The sequence below is a fragment of the Nitrospirota bacterium genome (genome assembly GCA_016180645.1).
In the GTDB taxonomy this organism is placed as follows: domain Bacteria; phylum JACPQY01; class JACPQY01; order JACPQY01; family JACPQY01; genus JACPAV01.
Genome location: JACPAV010000009.1, coordinates 1 through 22680, shown reverse-complemented (window position 1 = coordinate 22680; position 22680 = coordinate 1). Strand labels below are relative to the sequence as shown.

Genomic DNA, 22680 nt, shown 5'->3' with positions numbered 1-22680 from the left:
GCCAGGATTGTGTAGGAACTGGTCTGGACGATATACATCGGAGGGATTTCTTGAAGTGGATGGCGGCATCGGGAGCTGTCGTTTCCCTTCGAGGGTGGTCGTGCGCGGCTCCGCAGAGCGCGGGATTCAGATTCACCCCGGAAGAACGGGATACACTTGCGGCGCTTCTTGATTCGTTGATCCCGGCAGGCGGGTCCCCCGGGGTTGTAGACCTGGGAGGAGTGGAGTACATCGAAACGCTCCTGAACGCTCTTGGGTTCGATCCTCCGCGGATCTTTGCGGGCGGGCCGTTCAGCGGACGGAGCGGGGGGGCCGATCTCTTCAGCCATTTTGTCCCGCTCTCCAGAGCCGAAGAACTGATCTGGCGGACGAGGATTGAGGGATCGAAGGGGATTCCCGAGAGGGAATTCAACGGGACGGTGATCGGCTATCAGGAAGCCTACGTCAAGGGGTTGGCCGAGGCGCGCGAGGTGGCCCGCTCAGTCTTTGGGAAAGCGGTGGCGGACCTCAGCCAGAACACGCGACTGGAACTCGTCCAATCCCTTTCGGAAGAATTCGCCAAAGTGCTCTATGAGCATGCGGTCGAAGCGATGTATGGCGACCCGGTCTACGGGGGAAATCGTGATGCGCGGGGCTGGGAGGGTATTGGGTTCGAGGGGGATCGGCAACCAATCGGTTACTCATCCAAGGAAGTGGGAGAGTTCGACTTGTGAAATCGCTGGAGGCTGTGGATGCGGTGATCGTGGGAAGCGGCGCGGCCGGTTCGATGGTCGCGAAAGTTCTGGCCGAGGCCGGGCAGCAGGTCGTGGTGCTGGAAAAAGGGCGCAACCGGATCGTCGGATTGGGAGGGCCCACGCGGAATCTCACCACGCTATGCAGCAACGACGAGCTGAAAAGCCTGCGCGGATTTCATGGGAATGATCCGCTCGGTGAGCCCCGGTCCTTCCGCGATCGGGAAGACGTGGACCGCACCTATGTGGGTCCCGTTCAGGCCATCCCCAACACGGTGGGCGGAGGGACGATCCACTATGATGCGGACAGTCCCCGTTGCCAGCCGGACGATTTCAGAATGCGGAGTTTGTATGGAGCCGTGGAGGGCGCCGACGTGCAGGATTGGCCGCTTTCGTACGACGAACTGGAACCCTTCTACACGGCGGTGGAATACATTATCGGCGTACAAGGGGAACAGGGAGCGAATCCGTTCGAGGGGCGGCGTTCGGCGCCGTTTCCGATGCCGCCGGGACCCCCCAAGCTGGACGGCCTCATCGTGGCGGAAGGAGCAAGGAAACTCGGCCTGCACCCTTTTCCCTTTCCGATGGCCATCAACTCGAGAGTGTACCGCGATCGGCCGATGTGCAACGACTGCGGCTTTTGCAGCACGGGCTGCCCGATCCAGGCGATGGGAAACTCGGCGATCACGGCGCTTCAGGAGGCCATGCTGACGGGGCGATGCGAACTGCGTCCCGATTCGATGGCCTATCGGATCGAGCTGGACGATGCCGGGAGGCGTGTGACCTCGGTGCACTATTTCGACGCCGAGGGTGAGCGACGGGTCCAGCCCGCGGATCGAGTGATTCTCGCAGGCAACCCGATCGGAACGACGCGGCTGCTGCTCATGTCCAGCCACTCAACATTCCCAAACGGCATCGGCAATTCCAGCGGATGGCTCGGACGCCACCTGACGTTTCACGTCATTTCCGTGACCGTGGGTATTTTTGAGAAGGAGACCCATCCCTATCGCGGTCGAACCATTACCCACGCGCTGGCGGACTTTACCGTGAATTCGCGGAATGAGAGCGATTACGTTCGGGGCGGGATCGTGGAATTGGGCGGTTCGATCCTGCCGATTTCCGTTGGGAAGACCCTCCCGCGGGGTCCGCTCCATTCCCTGCTGATGCGGCAGGGAGACTTCTGGAAGAAGATTGCCACGGCTTCGATGATTGCGGAGGATGTGCCGGTGCCCTCGAATCGAATCGACTTGGATCCTTCGGTCCGCGATGTGTACGGACTCCCGGTGCCGCGACTGACCTACCGTTCGCATCCGCGGGATCTCGCCTTGATGGAGCGATACAATTCCCGGTTGGAGCAGATCGTGACGGCCGCGGGGGCCCAATCCGTTTTCACCGCATCGCGCGAATTTCTGAGCGGCGGAATTCCTCAGACGTTTCACATGCACGGAACGGCCCGGATGGGAACGGACCCGGAGAAATCGGTCACGGACCCGTTCGGGAAATTCCACGATCTGGAAAACCTCTGGTGTGCCGATGCGAGCACGTTTGTCACTTCGACGGCGTACAACCCCACACTGACGATCCAGGCGCTCGCGCTCCGATGTGCGGCTTCCATCGTTGCGCCTGCCGATCCGAGTGGTATCCTGCAGAGGCTGCCTCCCCTTGGGGATGGGGGGGCTGAAAGGGGGAATTCATGATTCGAGTCCGGCAATTGTTCCTCATCGCCGGGATCCTCTCGGCGATGTCCTCTTGCCAAGGGGACTCGGCATCCCAGGGGAATTCGCTTGGCGAGGGTCCGAAGAATCTTCTGCCGTCTCTCCAGGTGAATCCGGCTCCCCTTCGGAAGGCCGAATCGTGCGACGAGATTCGGGAATCGCTGAGGCGGTATCTTCAATCCATCGTGGACGAGGCCAATGCGCAGTACGCGAAGTGCGTGAGCGAAGCGCAACAGGGTGACAGTCTTTTCTCGAAGTCCTGGTCCTGCTTGGAAGGCTCATACGGCTATGCTGCCGGGGGAATCCCTGAGGGGGGCATCAGCGTACTGGACACTTCAGTCGTTTCCTCCGACGTGGGTTCCGGGAGCGGCAAGAGCGGTGGGGAGCAGCCCCTCACGGCCGGCGTAGACTACAGCACCACGAACGTTCAGGAGGCGGGGGTGGACGAAGCCGACTTCGTCAAGACCGACGGAAACTTTATCTACCTCCTTTCAAACGGCCATCTGGTGATCCTCGCTTCCCGTCCCGCGGAAAGCACCCGCCTTCTTTCCCGTACGGCGATCGAGGGCAGCGCCCGTGACATGTATTTGAAGGGGAATCGCGTCGTGGTGTTCTCCACGGGTCACCGGATCGTGGCGCGTAGGAAGGAGGAATCCACCCCGAAGTCCATGGCATATTTCAATCCATACGGTGCTTCCTATCTCTATCGGCCGCTGACCAAGCTGACCATGCTGGACGTATCCGATCGTACGCAGCCCAAGGTGGTGCGGGAGACTTACCTTGAAGGCGGTTACTCGACGTCCAGAATGATCGGAAGCCGTGCCGTGCTGGTTCTCTCCCTTGCCAACTTCAATCCCTCGGAAATGATCGGCTACGATCCATCGCGGGACGATCCCTATTTCATCGGCGCGTACGCCCTTGAGCTGGAGCGATACATCCCGAAGGTGAGGGTCAAGATCCTGATCGGCACCGCACCCTCCGCCGCCGTCCCTGGCGCTCCAGGCACGGCAAGCCCTCCTGGCGCCGAAACGGTTGTGAAAGACTACACGGAGACCGATTGCAGCCGGTTCTTCCTCCCTTCGACCGACGACGCCGGCCAGGGCTTCATCAGCGTCTACTCCTATCCCATGGAAGATTCGCAAGGGGACTTGGGGCATACCTCCATCATCGGGTATCCGGGCATCGCGTATGCCTCTACGAACAGCCTCTACATCACGCAATCATATTTTCCCCCTTATTTCTGGTACACCAACGGCGCCGCACGGGAGCCCGGCGAGGAAAGCACGAGTATCCACAAGTTCGATCTGGCTTCGGATCCCGTGAATCCGGCCTACGTGGCCAGCGGATCGGTGCCGGGTCATCTCCTAAATCAGTTCAGCATGGGCGAATTTCGGAACTTGCTCCGCGCGGCGACGACCGAGGGACGCACCTGGGGAACTGGTGAATGGGCGCCGAAGAACAACGTCTTTGTCTTGCAGCAGCAGGGGGGTGCATTGGCCATCGTCGGCGAGGCCAGGGGCTTTGCCGCCAACGAATCGCTCTATGCGGCGCGATTCATCGGGGACGCCGGCTACGTCGTCACGTTCCGGCAGACGGATCCGCTTTTTGTCATCGATTTGAAAGATCCCACCGCTCCCAAACTCGCCGGCAAATTGGAACTGCCGGGGTATTCGACCTACCTGCACCCCATGGATGATACGCATCTGCTATCCATCGGGTACGACGGGGACGCCGACGGTCGAATCCTGGGCTTGGCGCTCTCGATGTTCGACGTGGGAGACCTGAATAATCCCCTGCGGATCCACAAGCTCAGCATTCCGACAGGGTATTCGAAAGCGACCTATGATCACCTGGCCTTCAACTATTTCGCGCCGAAAAACTTGCTGGCTCTTCCCTTGGAATGGAGCGAGTGGAGCTATGAAAAAGGGAAGGGTTCCTACCGGACGTCAGGCTTTTCGGGGCACCAAGTTTACAACGTGACGACTGCATCGGGCTTCCAACTTCTCGGCCAGGTGGACCATTGGGAGTTTTGCACGGAACCGACGCCGAAGCAGTATTCCTACTGCTACGTCAATCCCACTCGAAGCATCGTGATTCAAGACGATGTGGTCACGCTTTCCAATCGGGGCGTAAAGGTAAACCCGATTTCCGATTTCGGCCGGACGACTGCGTCTGTCCCTCTTCCCCCGGAAAATCGGTAGAATTCGGCTACTTCCCCGGGCGGCGGAGTGTTTTCTTTTCCTGCTCCACCCAGGAGAGCTGGTCGGCGGCCTTTTTCTCCTTGAGGATGGGCACCATCGTGTCAAGCGTCTGCAGGGCCGAGTCATTCTGGCCGCTGGCCTTCTGGACGTCGTACGCCCGCGCGAGGTGTTCGAGCGATCGTTCCGGTTGTTTCTGCGATTGATAGGCTTGGGCCAACTTCACCAGGGTTCGGCCGATTTTCACGGACGTTGCGGAGTTCTTGTAACTTTGCAGGGCCGCATCGTATAGAGATACCGATTCGCCTGCCCGCCCCTGTATCACTGCAATGTCGCCCGCCGCTTCGTAGACTCGTCCGCGATCCAGCGGTTTCAAGACCCTGTCCGCCCTTTTCACCGCGAGTTGAATTTCGGAGCCGGCGGAATCGAGTTGGCCCTGGCCGGCGAGGGTGAGCGCGCGCACCCAGCGAAACCGAAGAGCGGCGGGGCTGTCTTTCTGCTTCTCGGCGAAAGGTTCAGCGCGCCGGAGCGCGGTCGATGCCTCGGCGAAGTCGCTCCGGTTCACGTTCCACTCGGCCCATCGGATCGCCGCCTCTGCGGCTTGAGGAGAGAGCGTCATCGAAGCCGATCGCGCATACGCTTCCTTCAATGGCTTCTCCGCTTCATTCTCGCGGTCGATCTGCTGATACACGCTCCCGAGCAGCGTGAGCCCTCGAAGAATGCCCTCCTGGTCATCGATGCTTCTTGCCGTTTCGAGTGCCCGGGCCAATTTGGCCAGCGCCGTATCGAATTTCTCCTCCGAGATTGCGATCTCGGTGTCGGCGAGCAGTCTTTTCACCGTCTGAAGCTTCGGTCCGCCCTTGTCGCCTTCCTCCTTGGAGATGGATTTGACCAGCCACCCTTCGCGGAGGTCCCGGCTCAGGTTGGTCACTTCCCGCAGGGCGCGTTCGGCGGTATCCACCGTTTCCGGAAGGGTGGAGGCGACGCGGCCGACGTCGCCGATCATTTTCTGCGCGTCCTGTGCCGCGAGGGTAATCTTCGAGGCGGTTTCCTTCACCAGCACCATCACTTCATCGAGTCGCTCGGCGATCTGCGTCATTTTCTCGACGGTTTCCTGCGTGGAAGCGATCAGCGCATTGGCCTTTTCGGTGGCATCCGCGACATTCTTGGAAATTTTCGGCACATCCGGCGACGCCTTGTGGATGTCGGCCATCATCAGTTCCACGTCCCCCGCGATGTGCTCGGCATGGACGAGGGTTTTCTTTACGTCGCCGCCGGGGTCGTCGATGTACTCCACCACCTTGTTCAACCTTCCGATGAGTTGGCTGACATTTTCGGCGATATCCTCCAACCCGCCCACCGCGCGGACATCGATCGTTCCCATCACGGGAAGGGCGGGAGCCTCGGGAGTCCCCTTTGTCATTTCCAGGTAGGCCCCGCCGATAAAGCCGGACTTCAGAATTTGAAGTTCGGAGTCCGCTCGAACCCATCGCTCAAACGCGGAATCGACTTCGACCACGCCTGAAATCTTGGCTTCCGGCGTCATGCGGAGCTCTTTGAGCGTGCCGATCTTGACGCCCAGGAGCTTGACGTCCATCCCGACGAACAAATCATTTCCTGTTTTCGCTCGGATTCGATACTCCCGTGTTTGAGTGAAGAGTCCTTTTTCGCGCGCGATGAACACACCCGCTACAATCAGAGTACCCGACACCAACAAGCCCAGGAGGCCCGCGCGGCGTTTCATCCGTTTGTAGGCGGGAGTCTGGAGCGTCGCGTCGGCCATCAATTTGCCCCTTTGAACCGGCCGTGCTCGATGGCCAGGATCCGATTCAGTCCGAGGTGTTCCAATGAAAGGTGGTTGAGAGAGGTGACGAACCAGCACAGGTCCGGGAAAACCCGTCCCGACCATTCGATCAGGGAGGCCAGGATTTTGAGATCCGCCGCCTGGAGGCCGAAAGTGATGTCGTCGCCGAACATGAACTTAGGGCGCCCCACCAGCGCGCGAACCGCGGAGAGGATGCGGCGCTGCCCCTGCGAGATGGCGCCCGGCATCTGGTGGAGAATTCCCCGCATGCCGATGATATCAATAGCGGCCAGCGCCCGTTCCAACGCCTCCGCTTCCGCGCAGAGGGCGTGATACAAGGCGGGAAACACCAGATTTTCAAGGATCGGCAGATTGTTGATCAGGGCGTCGTCTCTGGGTATGTAGCCGACGTTCTTTCGCAACCTGAAAAGTTCAGGCCTCGGAAGTGAAAAGAGTGATAGTCCGTCCAGCTTGATCTCTCCCCGGGTCGGTCTGGCCTCGCCCATGAGAAGTTGGATCAGGAGAGTCTTCCCAGTGCCGTGGTGACCGTGCACGCCGACGCGCACCCCCTTATCCAGACGCAGTTCCGCGTGATCGAAGACGGGATGGCCGTCCTTGTTTGTGACTTGGAGATCCAGGATATCGATCACCCCACGACCTCGTGGTCCGGTGATTTCAGATTTGAGATTTGAGATCGCAGATCCATCAGGCGAAGAAGAGATAGAAAACGGCGGACACAAGGCCGCTGACGGCGAAAGCGGCGGTGAGGCTTTCCACCACGGCCCGCGCCGTCTCCCGCGGAATTTCAGTCGGGCTCTGTTGGACTTGCAGGCCCCGGTAGCAGCAAATCGCGGCCACGAGGAGTCCGGAGAGGAAGGACTTGAGGAAACTGAAGAAAATGCCGGACAGCTTCATCGTGCCGAGGACGTCGCCCACGAGGTTTCCCCACGATGCATCCATGAGGGCCCACGCCATGGTGATACCGCCCAGGATCGCGATGAGCGAAAAGGAGAAATTGAGGCAGACCATGGAAAGCGACGCGGCCAGGAGGCGCGGCACGACAAGATAGTGAACGGGATCAATTCCCATGAATTCCAATTCCTGAATTTCGCCGCCCAGTTTCATCGTGGCCATTTCGGAACTAATCGCCGTTCCGCTCCGCGCAATGACGAGCAGCATGGTGAGGAGCGGCGCGAGTTCCCGGAACACGATCCACACCATGAGATTCCCCAGAAGTCCTTGAGCGGCGGCATCGCGCGCCAGGCTCATGACTTCCACTACGAGGACGATGCCGATGACGAGGCTGACCACGCCCACGATGCCGAACGCCTGGACGCCCGTGAAATAGAATTGACGGGTGAAGACCCGCCAGAGCGTGCGCCGGCCCGTTCCGCCCATTCGAATGGCTTTCCAGAGGGATTCACGGAGAAGGGAGGATACACCGCGGAACTGCTCCATCCGCTCGAGAAGCCCACCGCCCAAGTTCTCGATCCATTGGCCGGAGACGGCGGTGAGGCTGGAGGCTCTCATGTCGCGCCTATTCTATCTCCGATGGGGAGGGATTTGAAGATCGTGCGGAAGCGCGCTACTATTGTTTCTTGTGCGGAGCATCCCATTGGGCTTCGAAATCACTGGGTTGTTCGTAGGGGCTGTGGCGGCCTTCCGGTTCATGGCGCCCGGCCCGGGGGGCTTTCTTGACTATGTCCTTCTATCCATCGGCTCGGCCATCTTCGGCGTGGGCTGGTTCCTCGGTTCCAGGACCTCGGATTGATCCAGCCTCGGCTGCGAGACCGATTTCCGGGGGATCGATCAATCAATACGCACAGGGCGGAAGCCCGTCCTGGCGACCGTCGATGAGGTTTTTGCCGATTCAGGAGAGCGGTGGGATACACCCCGCCGGGCGAGGACACGTTTGACCCCAAGGAGTGCATCGCGATAGGCCCGCTTGTGCTCGTCCATCGGGGGGGTGATGGCATCCAGCTCGGCGTCGAGCACCTCGATCAGTTCCTGAAGGGCGTTTCCCTGGCGGATATCCGGCCCCCCCTTCGCGTAGGTCTCTGTGAGATGCGCGATTTCATTGAGGATCGTCCGGAGCGAATCCGTCCATGAATCCGGGCGCTCCGTGCTTATGTCCATCCGGGCGAGCCAGCCTTCTCCAAAAGTCCGGAGGGCCAGGAGGAATTCCATCCCCGCGCGGTAGAAATGGTCGCGCGATTCCTCGATGAATTCCGAGCCGGCCGGCGGAAGGGGACGACGGGAGCTTCGGCGGGTGCGGGGGGTGGTCGATTTGGAAACGCTCATGGGTGCAGTTTCCGGATGACGTTGGGCTTGAAATCCACGCGGAGGATTCCGCCCTCAAGTCGCGCTCCATCCGCCTGGTACTCCGAGAACGAGTCGGGCAGGGGGACGATCCGTCGGACGTTCCGTGCTTCCAGAACGAGATGCCGATTGTGAGTGTGGAGTTTCAGTTCGCTCTTGCGCAGTCCGGGCATGCGGACAAACAGCTTGATTCCGCCGCCGTCTATCTCATATTCGATGGGATTGGTACGCGACATGACCCTGAGCGGATCCGCCTGTCGGTAGACTTCGCGGGCGAACCCAAGGAGAACTTGTCGATCGGTGGGATCTCGGCGGGCGTGTTCCAGTCGGAGGATCTTGAGATCGGGGAACGTTTCGCGAATCTTTTCAGAAACGGATTCGCCCGGACTCCCGTTCCGGCGGGGCAACGCGCCTCGGTCTTTGTTCACAATCACGCAATCGGTCTGAAATCCGTGGAGGGACAAGTAAGCGTATACGCGCATGCTTTCCTGGAGAACGAGTTGCTCGGGGGTGAGCACGAGCCGGAAGGAGGTTGTTTTTCGGTCTTTCAGGATGTCCTTGATGTCCACGAGATCGCCGTAGAGGCTTTCGAGCGCGTCGTAGACGGGCGCATCGGGGAGTGCGGAGGCCGTGATTCGATCTGCCAGCGGCTTGAGGAGAAGGAGGAGTTTCTTCTCTCCCGGGTAGATCTTGTTCATGTACCAGTGAGCAGCTTCGGGGAGGACGAAGAGCTTGAGCGCGCCTCCGGAGGGAGCGGTATCGACCACGATAGCCTCCCAACGCCCGTCGGCGTGAAGCTCCTTGAGCCGCATGAGGGAAACGATTTCGTCGACTCCCGGAAAGGTGAGGAGTTCCTGGATCATCATGTCGTGGTAGCCCCGGCCGGCCATAAGGTGGCGGAGATATCGGAGGATCTCCTTGGATCGCCGCTCAATCTCACGATATGGATTGATCTCCAACGCCTCCAGGTTCGGGGCTAGGCGGGTGATCTCGCCGAGGACAGGCCGGCCGAGAAGATCTCCAAGCGTATGGGCGGGGTCGGTGCTGACAACGAGTGTCATTACGCCTCGCTTCGCGAGATGCAGTCCCGTCGCCGCCGACATCGTGGTCTTCCCCACGCCGCCCTTTCCAACATAAACAAGGATTCGAGTCCGGGGACGCGACATGTCAGGAGAGTCCGATGAAGGAGAGCTGGCGGCCGGTACGGGGACCGTCGCGACGGTTGGAGAAGAACTGGTCGGGGGTGCAGGAGGTGCAGAAGCTGATGGCCTCGATGGATTTCGGCTCCACCCCAGCCGATACGAGTTGGCTTCGATTCCAGGCCCAGAGGTCGACCGAGACGAAGCCGCGGGCTTCATAGAGAAACGGTTTTCCGGCCGTTCCAATCGTGTCGAGCAAATCCTTTCCCACGTGGTAGCAGCAGGGGCCGATGGCCGGACCCAGGGCGAAGTGGAGATCGGATGGCCGGCATCCGAAATCCCTGCCGAATCGGTTCACGAGTTCTCCGGCGATGCCGGCGTGCGTGCCTCTCCAGCCCGCGTGGGCCGCGCCCACGATGCCCCGTTGCGCATCCCACGCGAGGATGGGGAGACAGTCCGCCGTTCGGATGCCGATGAAGAGTCCGGGTTGATCCGTTATCCATCCATCGGCTTCCGGCTCGGCGGTTCCGTTCTCGCTTTTCGCCATTCCCGCGACCAGGATTCGATTTCCGTGCACCTGGTGGAGCACCTTCAGGTGGCCGGGGCGGATGCCGAAGGCTGTATCCACGAGTTCGAAGTTCCGTTGAACGTTGGACTCCTCGTCGCCCACCCGGTTGCCGAGATTCAGATCGTTGTAGGGGACCGGGCTGGTTCCTCCGCGACGGGTCAGGAATTCCACGGCCAGCCCGTTGGGTTTTCGAGCCGTGGGCCGTAGGCTTGGGATGTTCATGACTCGTGACCCCGTGATCCCGTGAGCGGCGATGCTTGCGGTCAGTCCTGAATCTTGCCGGTATTGACGGGTCGAATTCCCTTCACCCATGCACATTCACGCAGTCGAAACGGCTTGGAAGTGGGGCAGGAGCTGTCGGTAGGTATCGGAAAGAGATTGCGTGATGACTTTCGTCTCACCGAGAATCGGCATGAAGTTGGTGTCCCCCAGCCATCGGGGAACGACGTGGAAATGGAGATGGCCGTCGTAGCCCGCGCCGGCTGCCCGGCCCAGGTTTGCGCCGATATTAAGTCCGTCGGCCTTGTAGGCCGTTTGAAGGATGCGAATGGCGTGCCCGACGAGAGTCATGAGGGATCCGCGCGCCTCTTCGCTCACGCCCAGGAGATCCGAAGTATGCTCATACGGCGCAACCATCACGTGCGCGTTGCTATAGGGGTAGCGGTTCATGATCACGAATCCGTGCCGGGCCCGCGCGAGGATGAGGTTTTCTTCGTCCCGCTTGGCGGCCGGGAGCGTGCAGAAGATGCATCCGCCGGAATTGCCCCGTTGAATGTATTCCATCCGCCAGGGAGCCCACAGCCGCGGGAGCCGGGGCGCTCCGTGATGGGTGATGGGTGATGGGTGACGAGAGGCGGAGGATCTGGATTTCTTCTTCCTGGATTTCACTTCACTCTTCACTCATCACACTTCACTTCAGTTGCGCCAGCGCCGCTTCAATTCGATCCATGCCTTTCTTGATCTCGTCCAGTGAAATAGCGTAGGAGAGCCGCACGCACCGGTCGTCCCCGAATTCCACGCCGGGCACCACGGCCACCTTGGCTTCTTCCAGGAGATAGCGGGTCAGCTCCGTGGAGTTGTTGACGGCGAATCCGTTCTTTTTCTTCCCATAGTAGAAGGAGAAGTTGGGGAAGAGGTAAAAGGCTCCCTTCGATTCGTAGCAACGAACGCTTTCCATGCGGACCAGCCGCTCGTGCATGTACCTACGGCGCTCGTCGAAGGCCCGGACCATTTCGCCCACGGCTTTCTGTTCGCCCTTGAGGGCCTCGGCGGCGGCTTTTTGCGCGATCGAGGTCGGGTTGGATGTCATTTGCCCCTGGAGAGCGGCAACGCTTTTCATCACGTCCGCGCGCCCGGCCGCATAGCCGATCCGCCACCCCGTCATCGCGTACGTCTTGCTCACGCCATTCACAAGAAGGGTTCGTTCGTACGCGTCCGGCGACAAAGTGGGGAAGGACGTGTGCACGGCGCCGCCGTAGATGAGTTTGTCATATATCTCATCCGAGATGACCCACAGGTCGTGTTCGGAGCAGACCCGGGCGATCTCCTCGAGATCCGATTTGGCGTAGGTGGCCCCGGTGGGATTGCACGGGCTGTTGAGGATGAGCATCTTCGTGTGTTTGGAGGCGGCGCGCGCCACGGCATCCGCGGAGACCTTGAAACCGGCCGACTCTTCGGCCATGACCCGAACGGGCTTGGCGCCGGTGAGGGCCACCATTTCCGGGTAGGACACCCAGTATGGGCCGGGGATGATGACTTCATCGCCGGAATTGAGGAGGACCCAGAAGAGGTTCATCAGGGAGTGCTTGGCTCCGCAGGAGACGACGATCTGTTCCGGCTTGTACGTGAGGGTGTAGTCTTTCTGGAAACGGTCGCGGATGGCCGCTTTGAGGTCGTCGATCCCTCCCACGGCCGTGTACTTGGTGAAGCCGGCGCGGAGAGCGGCGGAGGCGGCGTCCTTCACGTTCTGCGGGGTGTCGAAATCCGGTTCTCCGGCGCCGAAACTCACCACGTCGTGGCCTTGTGCGCGCAGCTCACGGGCCTTGGCCGTGATGGCGAGCGTGGGCGAGGGCTTCAGTTCTTTGACGCGGTCGGCGAGCGGACCCCTCATCGGCATTCTCCCCATTTGAGATTTGAGATTTCAGATTTCAGATCAAACAAAAGAAAGCGGGGAATCATCGCTTCCCTCCTTTTTTCAATCTGGCCTTGAGCATCCGATGAACGATGGGCGGCACCATTTTTTCCACGGAGCCGCCCAACCCGGCGATTTCCTTCACGAGCATGGAGCTCAGGTGGGAATAGGATTCGTTGGCCATCATGAAAAACGTTTCGACCTGGGCTTCCATTTTCCGGTTGGTGAGCGCCATCTGGAATTCGTATTCGAAATCGGATACGGCTCGGAGCCCACGGATGATGACCCGCGCTCCCCGCGCCCGGCAGAAATCCACCAGGAGGCCGTCGAAGGATTCGACCCGGATTCTCGATTCGCCCGAGAAGACCTGACGGATCATTTTCATTCGTTCGGGAGCGGTGAAGAGAGGCTCCTTCCGCACGTTGCGCGCCACGGCGATAATCAGGCGGTCGAAGATTTTCAGGCCGCGACGGACGATGTCGACATGGCCCAGCGTCATGGGATCGAAGGATCCCGGGTAGACGGCGAGGCCGCCCCGCCTTCGGCGGCTCCCCTCCGGGGAGTTGGTCCTCCTGCCGCCCGCGGCACCGCGACTGTCCTGTCGCAGACTTCTACGCACGGGTCGTCCCTTCCGGGTTGCTCCACAGACGGCCATCGGTGTCACACTCCGGCCAATCCGCCGCCGCCTTCAGGGCCGTGGTGAGGGCGGATCGAACCTGGGCCGGGACAGGAGCGAGAAAACGCACTCGGGTCTGGCCGAATTTCTTGTCGCGTGCGAGGACCCAGCCCTCGGGTAGGACCACTTCTTCGCGCGAGCCGCTTTCCAAGACGACCCAAGGCTCCTCTCCGAACTGGATCCGCGCCAGGAGGTCCATGCAGATGTCCGTGAGCCCGCGTTCGTAGGGAGGATCCATGAAGACCGCGTCGTAGGGGCGGTCTTTGAGCCAGGCCGGCGTGCGGACGCGGCGTAGGTCGGCTGTGATCACTCGTGCGCGACTTTCCAGCCCGAGCCTGGCGAGATTTCCGGCGAGCAGGCGCGTGAGCGAACGATCCCTCTCGACGAAGGTGCAGTGGGCGGCGCCCCGGCTCAGTGCTTCGATCCCCAGACTTCCGCTGCCGGCGAAAAGGTCCAGAACGGCAGCGCCCTCCACGGATGCGCCGAGGATATTGAAAAGAGTCTCGCGGACACTGTCCAGGGTCACGCGCACGCGCCGCCCTGGGTGACTCAGGGTCAATCCTCCCTTTTCGCCGCCGATGATCCGCATGGGGTCAACTCCTCTCGGAAACTATCACAGGGTTCCTGCGCGAACAAGACGGTCCACGTCGAATCCCTTCCGGGCTTGCGTAGCGGTCACGTCCGTGCCGATTCCGCCGCGAACATTGAAACGACCGGTCACTCGCATCCAGCGGGGCCGGCTCAAAACCGTGAGATGCTTGAGAATCCGGTTGACCGCGTCTTCATAGAAGATCCCCTTGTTGCGGAAGGACCAGAGGTAGAGCTTGAGCGACTTCAACTCGATGCACCGGCGGTCCGGCACGTATTCGATGATCAGCCGTCCGAAATCCGGTTGGCCGGTTTTGGGGCAGAGGCTGGTGAATTCGGGGCAGTCCATCCGGACGACATAGTCCCGATCCGGATGGGCGTTGGGGAAAACTTCGATCGACTCCTGAGGTTTGCCCGGCATCGCGCCCCCTTATCTTTGATTTTTCGAGCGAAGTCAATGCGATACGAACCTAAAGTAAGCTCTTTGTTCGGCCGATGAATGATAGTGGACCCGCGGCGTGTGAGACGACGGAAGCCGCCCTCTTCTCTCCGCTTCGACCCCCTCCGGGGACGGTGATCGGAAGGGCATGGGGATTGGCACCGGGACGACGAGAGGATTTGCCATAGGGGCTTCGCGTCGCGGGCATCGACAGTGGGGACCCGAGAAGTCCGTCTCCCCATGCGTGGAACGGCATGGGACCACGAGAGGATGCGGCCCGGAACGGGCCGGATCTGGCGTGGCCAGGCGGATTAAAGATCTGGAGGAAGGTGTCGATGACTCTATTTGGAGAACCAGACATCCAAGGAGGGATGAAGATGGCACAAAGAATCGAAGCAGCAAAAGCCGCGATCGGACCGGCCATTCAGCCGCGGCCCGCCGTCAACTTGGGGGGCGACACGGTTGCATTGGATCCGGCACAGGCGGTCCAGTCCAATATGGGGGAGAGCGGGTCTCACGGCGAGTTGGCGCAGGATCAGCGACCGAATATTGAGCCGGTCGAGAAGGGGGAAGAGGACGACGCCGCCCTCAACGACGCCCGGCGCACGCTGGGGTTGGTGGGTCGCGACGTGAGATTCTCCGTCGACCGGGATACGGGCGCGTTGGTCGTGCAGATCCGGGATCCGGAAAGCGGAAAGGTTGAACGGCAGATTCCGCAGGATCAGATCCTCAAGATGCACGAGCAGATCCAGAAGATCGCCGGGCTCCTTTTCCACCAGGCCGCGTAGACCAACTGTCTACCCCACCGCTCTTCCCCATACAAAGGGGAGGACGAAGATCCCCCTTCTTTGTGAGGAGGGGGAAGGGGACGTAGAGGGACTGCCCTAGAAGAACTCCCCGATCGCGAAGCCGATCTGAAACGGGCTTTCCATCCCCTCCACCTGCTTGAACGCACCCGCGCCCGCCTCCTGTTCGGCGGCCGACGTCGTTTTCACTTCGACCAACTCCTTGGGCTGCAGATTGAAGGCCACGTAGCCGGAGATCGGTCCGATCGGCGTGATGATCCGGAGGGCGAACCCCGCGTCGGTCCTCACTTCGAAGCCGTTGTTCGCGTCTCCTTGACCTGGGGTGCGCCAGACATTCCCGGCGTCGGCGAACAAAACGCCGCCCATCTTGAAGGGCAGAATCGTGGGAATGGGGAATCGGAATTCCTGGCTGGCGTGCGCGGCGATGCTTCCGCCCAGAGTTCGAGTTTCAACGAGATCGGCATCGTCCGCGGAAGGTTCGACATGAGGGATGCCCACTTTGCTCTGTCCGAATCCACGGAGAGAGTCTCTTCCCCCGAGGCGGAGGAGTTCTTCGTCTGCTTCTCTTGAAACGGTGCCGAGGCCCGTGAGGGGGATGAGGGTGGAGGCGCGTAACCCTGAAGCCAGCACGATTTGCCCCCACGGGTTGAAGTAGCGGGAGGCCCGCGCCGTCGGCCGGATGAATTCGACCTCTGATCCGAGGAACATGGGGGCGAAATCCACGGTGCTCGAAAGGAGATAGCCGGTTCGGGGGTTGAAGAAGTCGTCCCGCCGGTCGTAGATCATTCCCGGAGTGAGGAAGGATTTGAGCGTCTTGTCGTCCACTTCACCCTGACGAACCTTTTCGCCGGTTCTGAAGGTTCGGGCCACGCGCTGCTGCAGGGTGACCGTCAGGTTGTCGAACCGCTTTTCCGTACCTACGGTCAACGCGTATTCCGACCGGTCGAATCCCACGCGACCCCCTCCGGCCGTATCGACGTCTTTTTCGTACGAGGCCGTTGAGCGAAGCGTCAGATCGAAGTCGAAAATCCACGGTTCGCTGTACGTGGCGCGGTAGAAGCGGTCCTTCTGGGTGAATTGCCCCCTCGCGCTCAATGCGCGTCCCGTTCCGAAAAGATTCCGGAGGCCTCCCTCCACGAAACCGCCGAATTCGTTGTCCGTGTCGTAGCCCGGGCCAAAAGCGATCTCCTTGGATTTCCTTTCTTCGATGGCGATCACGATATCCCTCAGGCTGCGGCCTTCGGCGTCCATGTAAGCCATTGAAGAGGGGCGAACCTGCACTTCGCGGAAGAATCCCAGCCGGAACACCCGGAGCTGGCCTTCGGCCACTTTCTGCTGATCGACGAGTTGCCCCGTTGCCAGCTTGATCTCGCGGAGCACGACCCGGTCGTGTGTCTTTGAATGCTCACCGATCCTCTGGAGGACGATGCGGCCGACATAACTGGGCTCTCCGGCCATGACCCTCATTCGGATCCTGGCCCGGGGGGGCTCTCCCTCGATGGCGAAGGAGCTGTTCACGATGGCATCCAGATAGCCGTGGGCCGTCATGAACGTGAGGACCTTCAGTTCATCTTCTTTCAGTTCCACCGGGTTGAAGGGCGCCTCTGTCTTGAGCTGGATTTCCCGGGCGACGCCCGACTGAAGGTGATCCGGTACGCCATCGAACTCCACCCTGCCCACGCGGGCCTGGCGGCCTTCCTGCAGGACGAAGGTGACATCCAGATAGGGTTGGCGCAGATCCTTTTCGACCACGTGGCGAAGGACGCGGGCGTCGAGAAACCCCCGTGCCTTGTAGAAATCGACGATGCGTTGGTGGTCGCGCTTGAGGTCGCTTTCGACCAGCGTGCCCTTGGCGAGGAGCGGGAAGCGGCTTGCCTTTCGTGTCTGGAGGAGCTGCGTGATTCTCCGTGACTTGAAGGAGACATTCCCTTCCAACTGGACGGAGCGGATGGCCACTTTGTCGCCGGTGTCCACCTGGAAAACGAGATATCGCACCTCCGGGCTGTCTTGTTCGCGGAGGGTGACTTTGGCGAAGGCGTACCCTCGTTTCTGAAGTCCGTCCTTCACGGAGGCGGCCCACCCTTCGAGCGTACCGGCGTCATATCGATCCATTTTTTCCAACTGAAGGAAGCCGAGCAGGTCCCGGTCTCGCGAGCGTGGATCGCCCTGAAAGACCAACTCGAACGGCTTCCCGGAGTGGATCACCAGGGTCAGGTCGACGTCCCCCGCTTCGTTGATCTCCTTCCGCGGTTCCACCGTGGCGCCGAATCGCTTCTTCCGGAAATAGGCGCGGCGAATTTCTCGGACCCCGCGGTAGACCGCATCTTCCGAATAAGGATCCCGGCGCCGGAGACGGCTGGCTCCCCGGATCCAAGCCTGGGAGTACGGTTGCAGTTCACCTTCGCAGGTCAGGCTGTTGAGGACGGCCCGTCGGTTCTCCTCGATATCGAAGTGGACGATCACTCCGTTCTGGGTCTTTTCAGTCCGGGTGCTGATTTCCGCGTGATAAAACCCATAGCTGGCATAGACCTGCCGGAGGGCCTCCTCGGCCCCTCCCAATTTCTCCGGCGAAAACAGTTCCCCCTTTTTCAGGCGCAGGGCCGACTGAAGTTCGCCGGAGCGGATCGCCCGGTGCCCGTGGAAAACCATGTCGATGATGACGTCGTACCGGGCGGCGTGGATCCGGATGAAGGCGCCCCGGGGGCCCGGTACTCGTTCGATGTAGGTGAAGCGGAGGTCGGGGAATCGCTCTTCGAGGTGTTTTTGCAGACGTTGCAGCGACTCCGGGTCTGCCTGATCGAGTCCTTCCTCCCGGATGGCGGTCTCAATCTGGGCGCGCAGGAGGGGATCCTCCGGCACGACCTCGAATTCCGAAAGGGGCTGGGCGAAAACCGATGAGGTTTGGAGCAGGAGGAGGAGCGAAAGGATGCGGACGAGCGCCGCGCTTCCCGGTCCGGGCGGCTTACCAGAACTCAAAGCGGACTTTCATCTCTGCCCCCGCTTGGAATGGCTTGTTCCCCTGCACTCCCGAGCTCTGGCCGAACAGGTCGACCGAGAGATTCGGGAACAGCCGGCAGTCGAGCTCGATCCGGCTTCCATTCTGGTACTCCTTCACATTCAAGACACCGCGCCACTTCAAATCCTGCGAACAGAACTCGCGACCGCGATCCACCGGTTTGGTCACCACGAGCGACAGGAACTGCTCTCCCGATCGTGACTGGGCGGGGTCGAATTCGATGGATTCCAGACCCAGAAATTGACGCAGGGGGCCCTGGGCGATCTCACGAGTAATCTGATTGAGAATGATGGTGTAAATTTCAAGACTCGCGGCGCCGGCGGATTTGAAGGCGTCTCCGAAGCACTGGTTGAAATAGATCAGGCTGTAGAGGTCGTTGTCGGCTACGCATCGATCCGCATAGAACTGGAGGCGAAAGGCCCCCTCCTCCTCGTAGAGCGGCCGTCCGCGCGCCGTGAACGAGACGTTCAGGTCCACCTTCTCCTGGGCCCGGCCCTGGTCGGCCACATTCTCCACGCCGCCGCTGAATTCGCACAGGCAGCGCTGGGGCACGTCCTCCACAACGGTGCTCCCGTACAGCTCCACCTCAGGGTCGATCCGGACCGGATTGTTGAAGAAGACGACCGCCCGGTCGGCCCGGAATTCATGGCCCTTGAAATCGAAGGTTCCCCGCGTGCCCTTCACCTCGCCGAACAGGTTGATGTACTGGTTGATGCCGACCACGCGCACGTCCGTGAGGAAGTCGCCCCGGGCGATATTGTTGCGCACGTTGATGCCGCCATAGACATGGACGTCATGACGGATGCCATGGTCCGGGATCCGATCGATGGTCTCCACGCTGGAGCCGCGGCGCCGGAAGTCCACCAGGCCCACCAGCTCCTGTCTCCAGTCCAGATTTTCCACCACTTGCGCGGTGAGGAGCTTGACCTCGCCGGTGAGCAGCGGGGAGCGAACGGGACCGGCTAGAACGAGGTCCGAGTCGGCCGTCGAGGAAATCCACGAGGGGAAACGAAGTTGGGCGCGTCGAGTGGAGGCGGAGAGATACATCTCGCCCAGGTAGAAGTGGTCCATATCGATGCGGCCCTGGCCCTTGACGAGGCCGCCGCCCATGAGTCCCTCCATGCGTTCGAACGTGAATCCGTTTTGGGTGATCTCCACCTTTGCGTGGAGGGCCTCGACGGGGTGCGGGTATTCCCGAAAACTGATCCGGCCCTGAGTGACGTCCGCATCGAGCACGAGGAGGAGTCCTTTGAGATCGAGCGGGCCGTGGAGCTTCGCGCGCATTTCGACGAGGCCGTCCGCCTGGGCGATGATCGTGGGAAAGATGGATTCCAGGATGCTGAGCCCGACGCGGCCGGAGGCTTCGAGATCCACGCGGTCGGGCAACTGAATCTCGCCGTGGGCGGTGATCTGGCCGACGGAGGTTTCGATCACGTAGGGATCGAGGTGGGCGAACCCGTTCTCGAGGTTAAGAACGAGGGGCGCGGTGACGGTGCCTAGGAGTCCATGATCGACGAATTCAATGTGGCGGAGATCCACGCGACCTGTCCAAGTGTTCATTTGGAGGAGATGTCCCGCGAGATCGACGTGGCCGTCCACGTAGCCCTTGAATTCCGTCATCGGTCCGAAGACGTTGATGAGATGCTGGACGCGGAAATTGGCGAGGTCCACCCGGGCCTTGAAGACGTTGTCACGCTTCGGATCGATGAAGCCGTCCAGTTTCACTTCGTCGCCCATGAGGCTGGCGAGGATTCGGACCCCCTCGGGCGTCCGTTCGAGCCACAGAACGGAGTCGGCCACGTTCTCTCCGTCCAGAATGAAATTCCGAGTCTCGAACTGGCCGCTGAAATACGGTTCGAATACGGTCCCGCCGAACGATCCACGGCCTTCCAGCCGGCCCCGCAATTCGTACTCCGCGTATTCGGGCGGCCAGAAGCGGTCCATCGGGAAAGAGGTGACGATCCACTCGCCGTCCATTTTGCCGTCCGGCTGAATCCGACCTTTCAGCTCGATCGTTCCTTCCTTGTGCCGTACCTGGGCTTTCATGTCGATGTCCGCATCCGTCACCCGGGTCGGGTCGCGCTCCGCCCCGGCCGGGGTGGGGGGGGGTGGCATCGCGGATTCTCCCGTCGGATGGGGCGAACTGGACCACTGGATCCCGGCGGCCTCGAAGCTCTCGCCGGCGATGACCGGATCCTCCACGATGATCTTGCCGTTGCTCACGATGCGAACGGACGGCTTGAACTGGCCGGAAATGACGACCTGCCCGTAGCTCCGGCCTGAGAACTTTTCCAGCATTTCCGGGCTGACTCCCGCAAGCATCGCCACGTCCCGGAATTCGCCATCCTGCACGTCGAGCGTGGCACGGAAACGCGTGTCCAAAACGTCCATTTCGCCGACGGCCTGGAGAGTGGTTTTCGGCATCTTGATCACAAGGCGCTCGGCGGTCCATTTGCCGCCCTCCAGCCGCACGTCGCCCTCGACCGACTGGAACTCCCGCTTGTTCACCGTCAGGCCGCCGGCGTGGACGGCTCCGGTGAACCGCACGTCCGACTCCTGTTTCGTCAGAACGCCTCCCACTTGGACCTTGCCGGTGACCGGCAGGCCCATGATGGGAGAAAGCTTCGCGAGATCGGCCTCGACTGAACTGAACTCCACGCGGGCGGCCGTTTTGTCAAGGTGGGCGTTTCCGCGAAGGTCCAGCCCCGCGGCTTGAAGGTGGGCGGAAGGCAGCCGCACTTCGGATTCGCTGAAAATGACCGACGAGCCGAGACGAATTTCCCGCAAATGCGAGATCTCCTCGCCATTTCGCGCGAGATCGACGAAGGGCATCCGCCCCTCGACGGAACCTTTCCACTCCCAAGGTTCGCCTGCTTTCGGGCGGGGCCCGCTGAGATCGAGGTGCGCGGTGAGCGGTCCGTGGCGCCGGATGTCCGTCAGCAAGGGGATCCACCGCTGGAGCGGCGCCGAAGTCAGATTCTCTCCCTCGATGTCGGCCACCGCCTCAAACATTCCGTCCGATTTGCGCTTGACCGTTCCCTTGATCACGGCCTTCGCGGGCGGCGCCCCGCCATTTTGCGCGATGAGTGTGAGGGGGTTCAGGGTGAGGGAGTCCTTTTCCCATTGGAACTTGCCTTCGGCCCGGGGCACGTGGGCCAGGCCCCAGCGGAACTCCTCAAGCCGCATGTCCGCATCCACGATCAAGGCGCCGGCATCCAGCTTGGGGAGGCGCAACTTCAGATCGGCTTCCAGGCGCCCTTGAAGGGGTTCTCCCTCCTTTGCGAAGGCGACCTCCGCGATGGGGGGATAAAAGCGAGCCCATTCGGAAAGGTCGGAACGGATTCGGGCCTCCAACGTGGCGTCCTGGTCCGGAACCATCTCACCGGAAAAATGCAGCGTCTGTTCCCCGCTGACCCACTCGACGTCTTCGATCCGGTATCGACCTTTCTCGATCGATGCCTTTCCCCGTCCGCGCATGGAGCCTATTTGCACGGATTCATGCGCGCTCATCGCCGCGGAATCGACGCTCCATTCGACGTGTTGGGATGGGGATTCTTCGTACTTGAGGTTCAGGCCGGAAAGGCTCGCCCCATACCCTTCGGTTGCATGATGAAAGGACAGCTCGCCGCGGGTGAGGACGAATCGACCGACGGACAACTTCGGTTTCGACGTGGCGCCGACGGGTTTGGTTGAGGGGGAACCCTTGGAGAGGACGACCTCCGCGTGGGGGGAGTCGATTTCCAGTTCGTCCAGGCGCAGTTCGCGGCGAGCCAGTCCGAGGAGAGAGGGGCGTGCGAGCGCGGTCGGAATCTTGAGGCGCACATCGAGGGACGATTTCGCCGTGAATTGCAGGGAGAGATCCCGGACCCTCAGTTCGAGCGGCAGGGGTTTTACTTCGAGGCTTCCGATGGTGCCGTCGATGCCGGCATCGGCGAGTGCGGAGTGAATTCGACGCTTGAGCCACTCCTGGGCGAATTGGGTCCGGACGAGGAGGAGCGGCGCGACGGCGACGATGGCCAAAGAGACGACAAGGATGATGATGCGGCGGACCATGGATCAGGACTTTCGGGGATCGTTGGCCGGGAGGCGCGATCCCGATTCGGCATCCGCATCTTGATCATGCCGAACGGCGTACTCTTCATGGAGCCATCGTCCGAGATCCACGTTCCGGCAGTGGTCGGAGCAGAAGGGTCGGCTGACGTTCCCCTCCCAAACGATCTCCTTTTTGCAGGTCGGACACCGGAGTGCCATAGGGCGGGAAATTCTAACACACCGGGGGGGGGAATTCGATCAGATTGAGGGTGCGTCCGGCATGGATGGAAAACTCAGCGTAGCCGGGCCCCGTACCACGGAGGGTACGGCATCGACCATGGCCTTCAGGCGCTCTTTCGGTGCTGAAGTCGTCCTTAGCTCGACTTTTGCCATTCTTTGAAAGGCTTATGTTGGTCATCATGCGTAGGGGAGGGTCTTCAGACCCTCCCGACAAGAGGGAGCAAGTAGGGGAGGGTCTTCAGACCCTCCCGACAAGAGGGAGCATCTGAAGATGCTCC

Annotated in this window: 18 protein-coding genes; 4 read left to right on the top strand and 14 right to left on the bottom strand. The window is 61.0% G+C overall.

What is annotated here, in order from left to right; translation table 11 throughout:
- Nucleotides 1-50: 50 nt before the first annotated feature.
- From HYT87_07325 to HYT87_07315, 3 genes are read left to right on the top strand one after another with little or no spacing between them, the layout of a single operon-like run.
- Nucleotides 51-713, top strand: a complete 663-nt coding sequence (locus tag HYT87_07325) for a gluconate 2-dehydrogenase subunit 3 family protein (protein MBI2059568.1) — start codon at nucleotides 51-53, stop codon at nucleotides 711-713.
- Entirely contained in the window at nucleotides 710-2428 is a 1719-nt protein-coding gene (locus HYT87_07320; protein ID MBI2059567.1) for a GMC family oxidoreductase, read from the top strand. Before HYT87_07325 ends, HYT87_07320 begins: the two co-directional genes overlap by 4 nt.
- Complete coding sequence (locus HYT87_07315) at nucleotides 2425-4647, top strand: beta-propeller domain-containing protein (GenBank protein ID MBI2059566.1); 2223 nt, start codon at nucleotides 2425-2427, stop codon at nucleotides 4645-4647. The genes HYT87_07320 and HYT87_07315 overlap by 4 nt, the downstream gene beginning before the upstream one ends.
- Nucleotides 4648-4654: 7 nt before the next feature.
- Here HYT87_07315 and HYT87_07310 read toward each other — a convergent pair whose 3' ends face one another.
- From HYT87_07310 to queF, 11 genes are all read right to left on the bottom strand, one after another.
- Nucleotides 4655-6427 carry a tetratricopeptide repeat protein gene (locus HYT87_07310; GenBank protein ID MBI2059565.1) on the bottom strand — a complete coding sequence of 591 codons (1773 nt, stop codon included), beginning with the start codon at nucleotides 6425-6427 and terminating at the stop codon, nucleotides 4655-4657.
- Complete coding sequence (locus HYT87_07305) at nucleotides 6427-7098, bottom strand: ATP-binding cassette domain-containing protein (GenBank protein MBI2059564.1); 672 nt, start codon at nucleotides 7096-7098, stop codon at nucleotides 6427-6429. Before HYT87_07305 ends, HYT87_07310 begins: the two co-directional genes overlap by 1 nt.
- Nucleotides 7099-7153: 55 nt before the next feature.
- The gene (locus tag HYT87_07300; protein MBI2059563.1) at nucleotides 7154-7978 is read right to left on the bottom strand and encodes an ABC transporter permease; all 825 of its coding nucleotides are present in this window, start codon (nucleotides 7976-7978) and stop codon (nucleotides 7154-7156) included.
- A gap of 279 nt (nucleotides 7979-8257) precedes the next feature.
- Entirely contained in the window at nucleotides 8258-8749 is a 492-nt protein-coding gene (locus HYT87_07295) for a hypothetical protein (protein MBI2059562.1), read from the bottom strand.
- A complete protein-coding gene (locus HYT87_07290) occupies nucleotides 8746-9933 on the bottom strand; it encodes an ArsA family ATPase (GenBank protein ID MBI2059561.1) in 1188 nt (395 codons plus the stop codon). The genes HYT87_07295 and HYT87_07290 overlap by 4 nt, the downstream gene beginning before the upstream one ends.
- Before the next feature lies 1 nt (nucleotide 9934).
- The gene (gene pgeF / locus HYT87_07285; protein ID MBI2059560.1) at nucleotides 9935-10696 is read right to left on the bottom strand and encodes a peptidoglycan editing factor PgeF; all 762 of its coding nucleotides are present in this window, start codon (nucleotides 10694-10696) and stop codon (nucleotides 9935-9937) included.
- 96 nt (nucleotides 10697-10792) lie between these two features.
- On the bottom strand, nucleotides 10793-11257 hold the full coding sequence (locus tag HYT87_07280; GenBank protein MBI2059559.1) for an HIT domain-containing protein: 465 nt from the start codon (nucleotides 11255-11257) through the stop codon (nucleotides 10793-10795).
- A 127-nt stretch (nucleotides 11258-11384) separates the two neighbouring features.
- Nucleotides 11385-12584, bottom strand: a complete 1200-nt coding sequence (locus tag HYT87_07275; GenBank protein ID MBI2059558.1) for a pyridoxal phosphate-dependent aminotransferase — start codon at nucleotides 12582-12584, stop codon at nucleotides 11385-11387.
- A gap of 64 nt (nucleotides 12585-12648) precedes the next feature.
- The gene (gene coaD / locus HYT87_07270; GenBank protein MBI2059557.1) at nucleotides 12649-13260 is read right to left on the bottom strand and encodes a pantetheine-phosphate adenylyltransferase; all 612 of its coding nucleotides are present in this window, start codon (nucleotides 13258-13260) and stop codon (nucleotides 12649-12651) included.
- Nucleotides 13217-13870 carry a 16S rRNA (guanine(966)-N(2))-methyltransferase RsmD gene (gene rsmD / locus HYT87_07265; GenBank protein MBI2059556.1) on the bottom strand — a complete coding sequence of 218 codons (654 nt, stop codon included), beginning with the start codon at nucleotides 13868-13870 and terminating at the stop codon, nucleotides 13217-13219. Before rsmD ends, coaD begins: the two co-directional genes overlap by 44 nt.
- Before the next feature lie 24 nt (nucleotides 13871-13894).
- Nucleotides 13895-14290 carry an NADPH-dependent 7-cyano-7-deazaguanine reductase QueF gene (gene queF / locus HYT87_07260; protein MBI2059555.1) on the bottom strand — a complete coding sequence of 132 codons (396 nt, stop codon included), beginning with the start codon at nucleotides 14288-14290 and terminating at the stop codon, nucleotides 13895-13897.
- A gap of 395 nt (nucleotides 14291-14685) precedes the next feature.
- On the opposite strand from queF, the gene HYT87_07255 reads away from it, so the two are divergent.
- Nucleotides 14686-15096, top strand: coding sequence for a flagellar protein FlaG (locus tag HYT87_07255; GenBank protein MBI2059554.1), 411 nt, complete (start codon nucleotides 14686-14688; stop codon nucleotides 15094-15096).
- 96 nt (nucleotides 15097-15192) lie between these two features.
- On the opposite strand, the gene bamA is transcribed toward HYT87_07255, so the two are convergent.
- From bamA to yacG, 3 genes are read right to left on the bottom strand one after another with little or no spacing between them, the layout of a single operon-like run.
- Nucleotides 15193-18090, bottom strand: a complete 2898-nt coding sequence (bamA, locus tag HYT87_07250; GenBank protein MBI2059553.1) for an outer membrane protein assembly factor BamA — start codon at nucleotides 18088-18090, stop codon at nucleotides 15193-15195.
- Nucleotides 18077-22183, bottom strand: coding sequence for a translocation/assembly module TamB domain-containing protein (locus tag HYT87_07245; protein MBI2059552.1), 4107 nt, complete (start codon nucleotides 22181-22183; stop codon nucleotides 18077-18079). The genes bamA and HYT87_07245 overlap by 14 nt, the downstream gene beginning before the upstream one ends.
- 3 nt (nucleotides 22184-22186) lie before the next feature.
- On the bottom strand, nucleotides 22187-22381 hold the full coding sequence (gene yacG / locus HYT87_07240; GenBank protein ID MBI2059551.1) for a DNA gyrase inhibitor YacG: 195 nt from the start codon (nucleotides 22379-22381) through the stop codon (nucleotides 22187-22189).
- Between the last annotated feature and the right edge of the window lie 299 nt (nucleotides 22382-22680).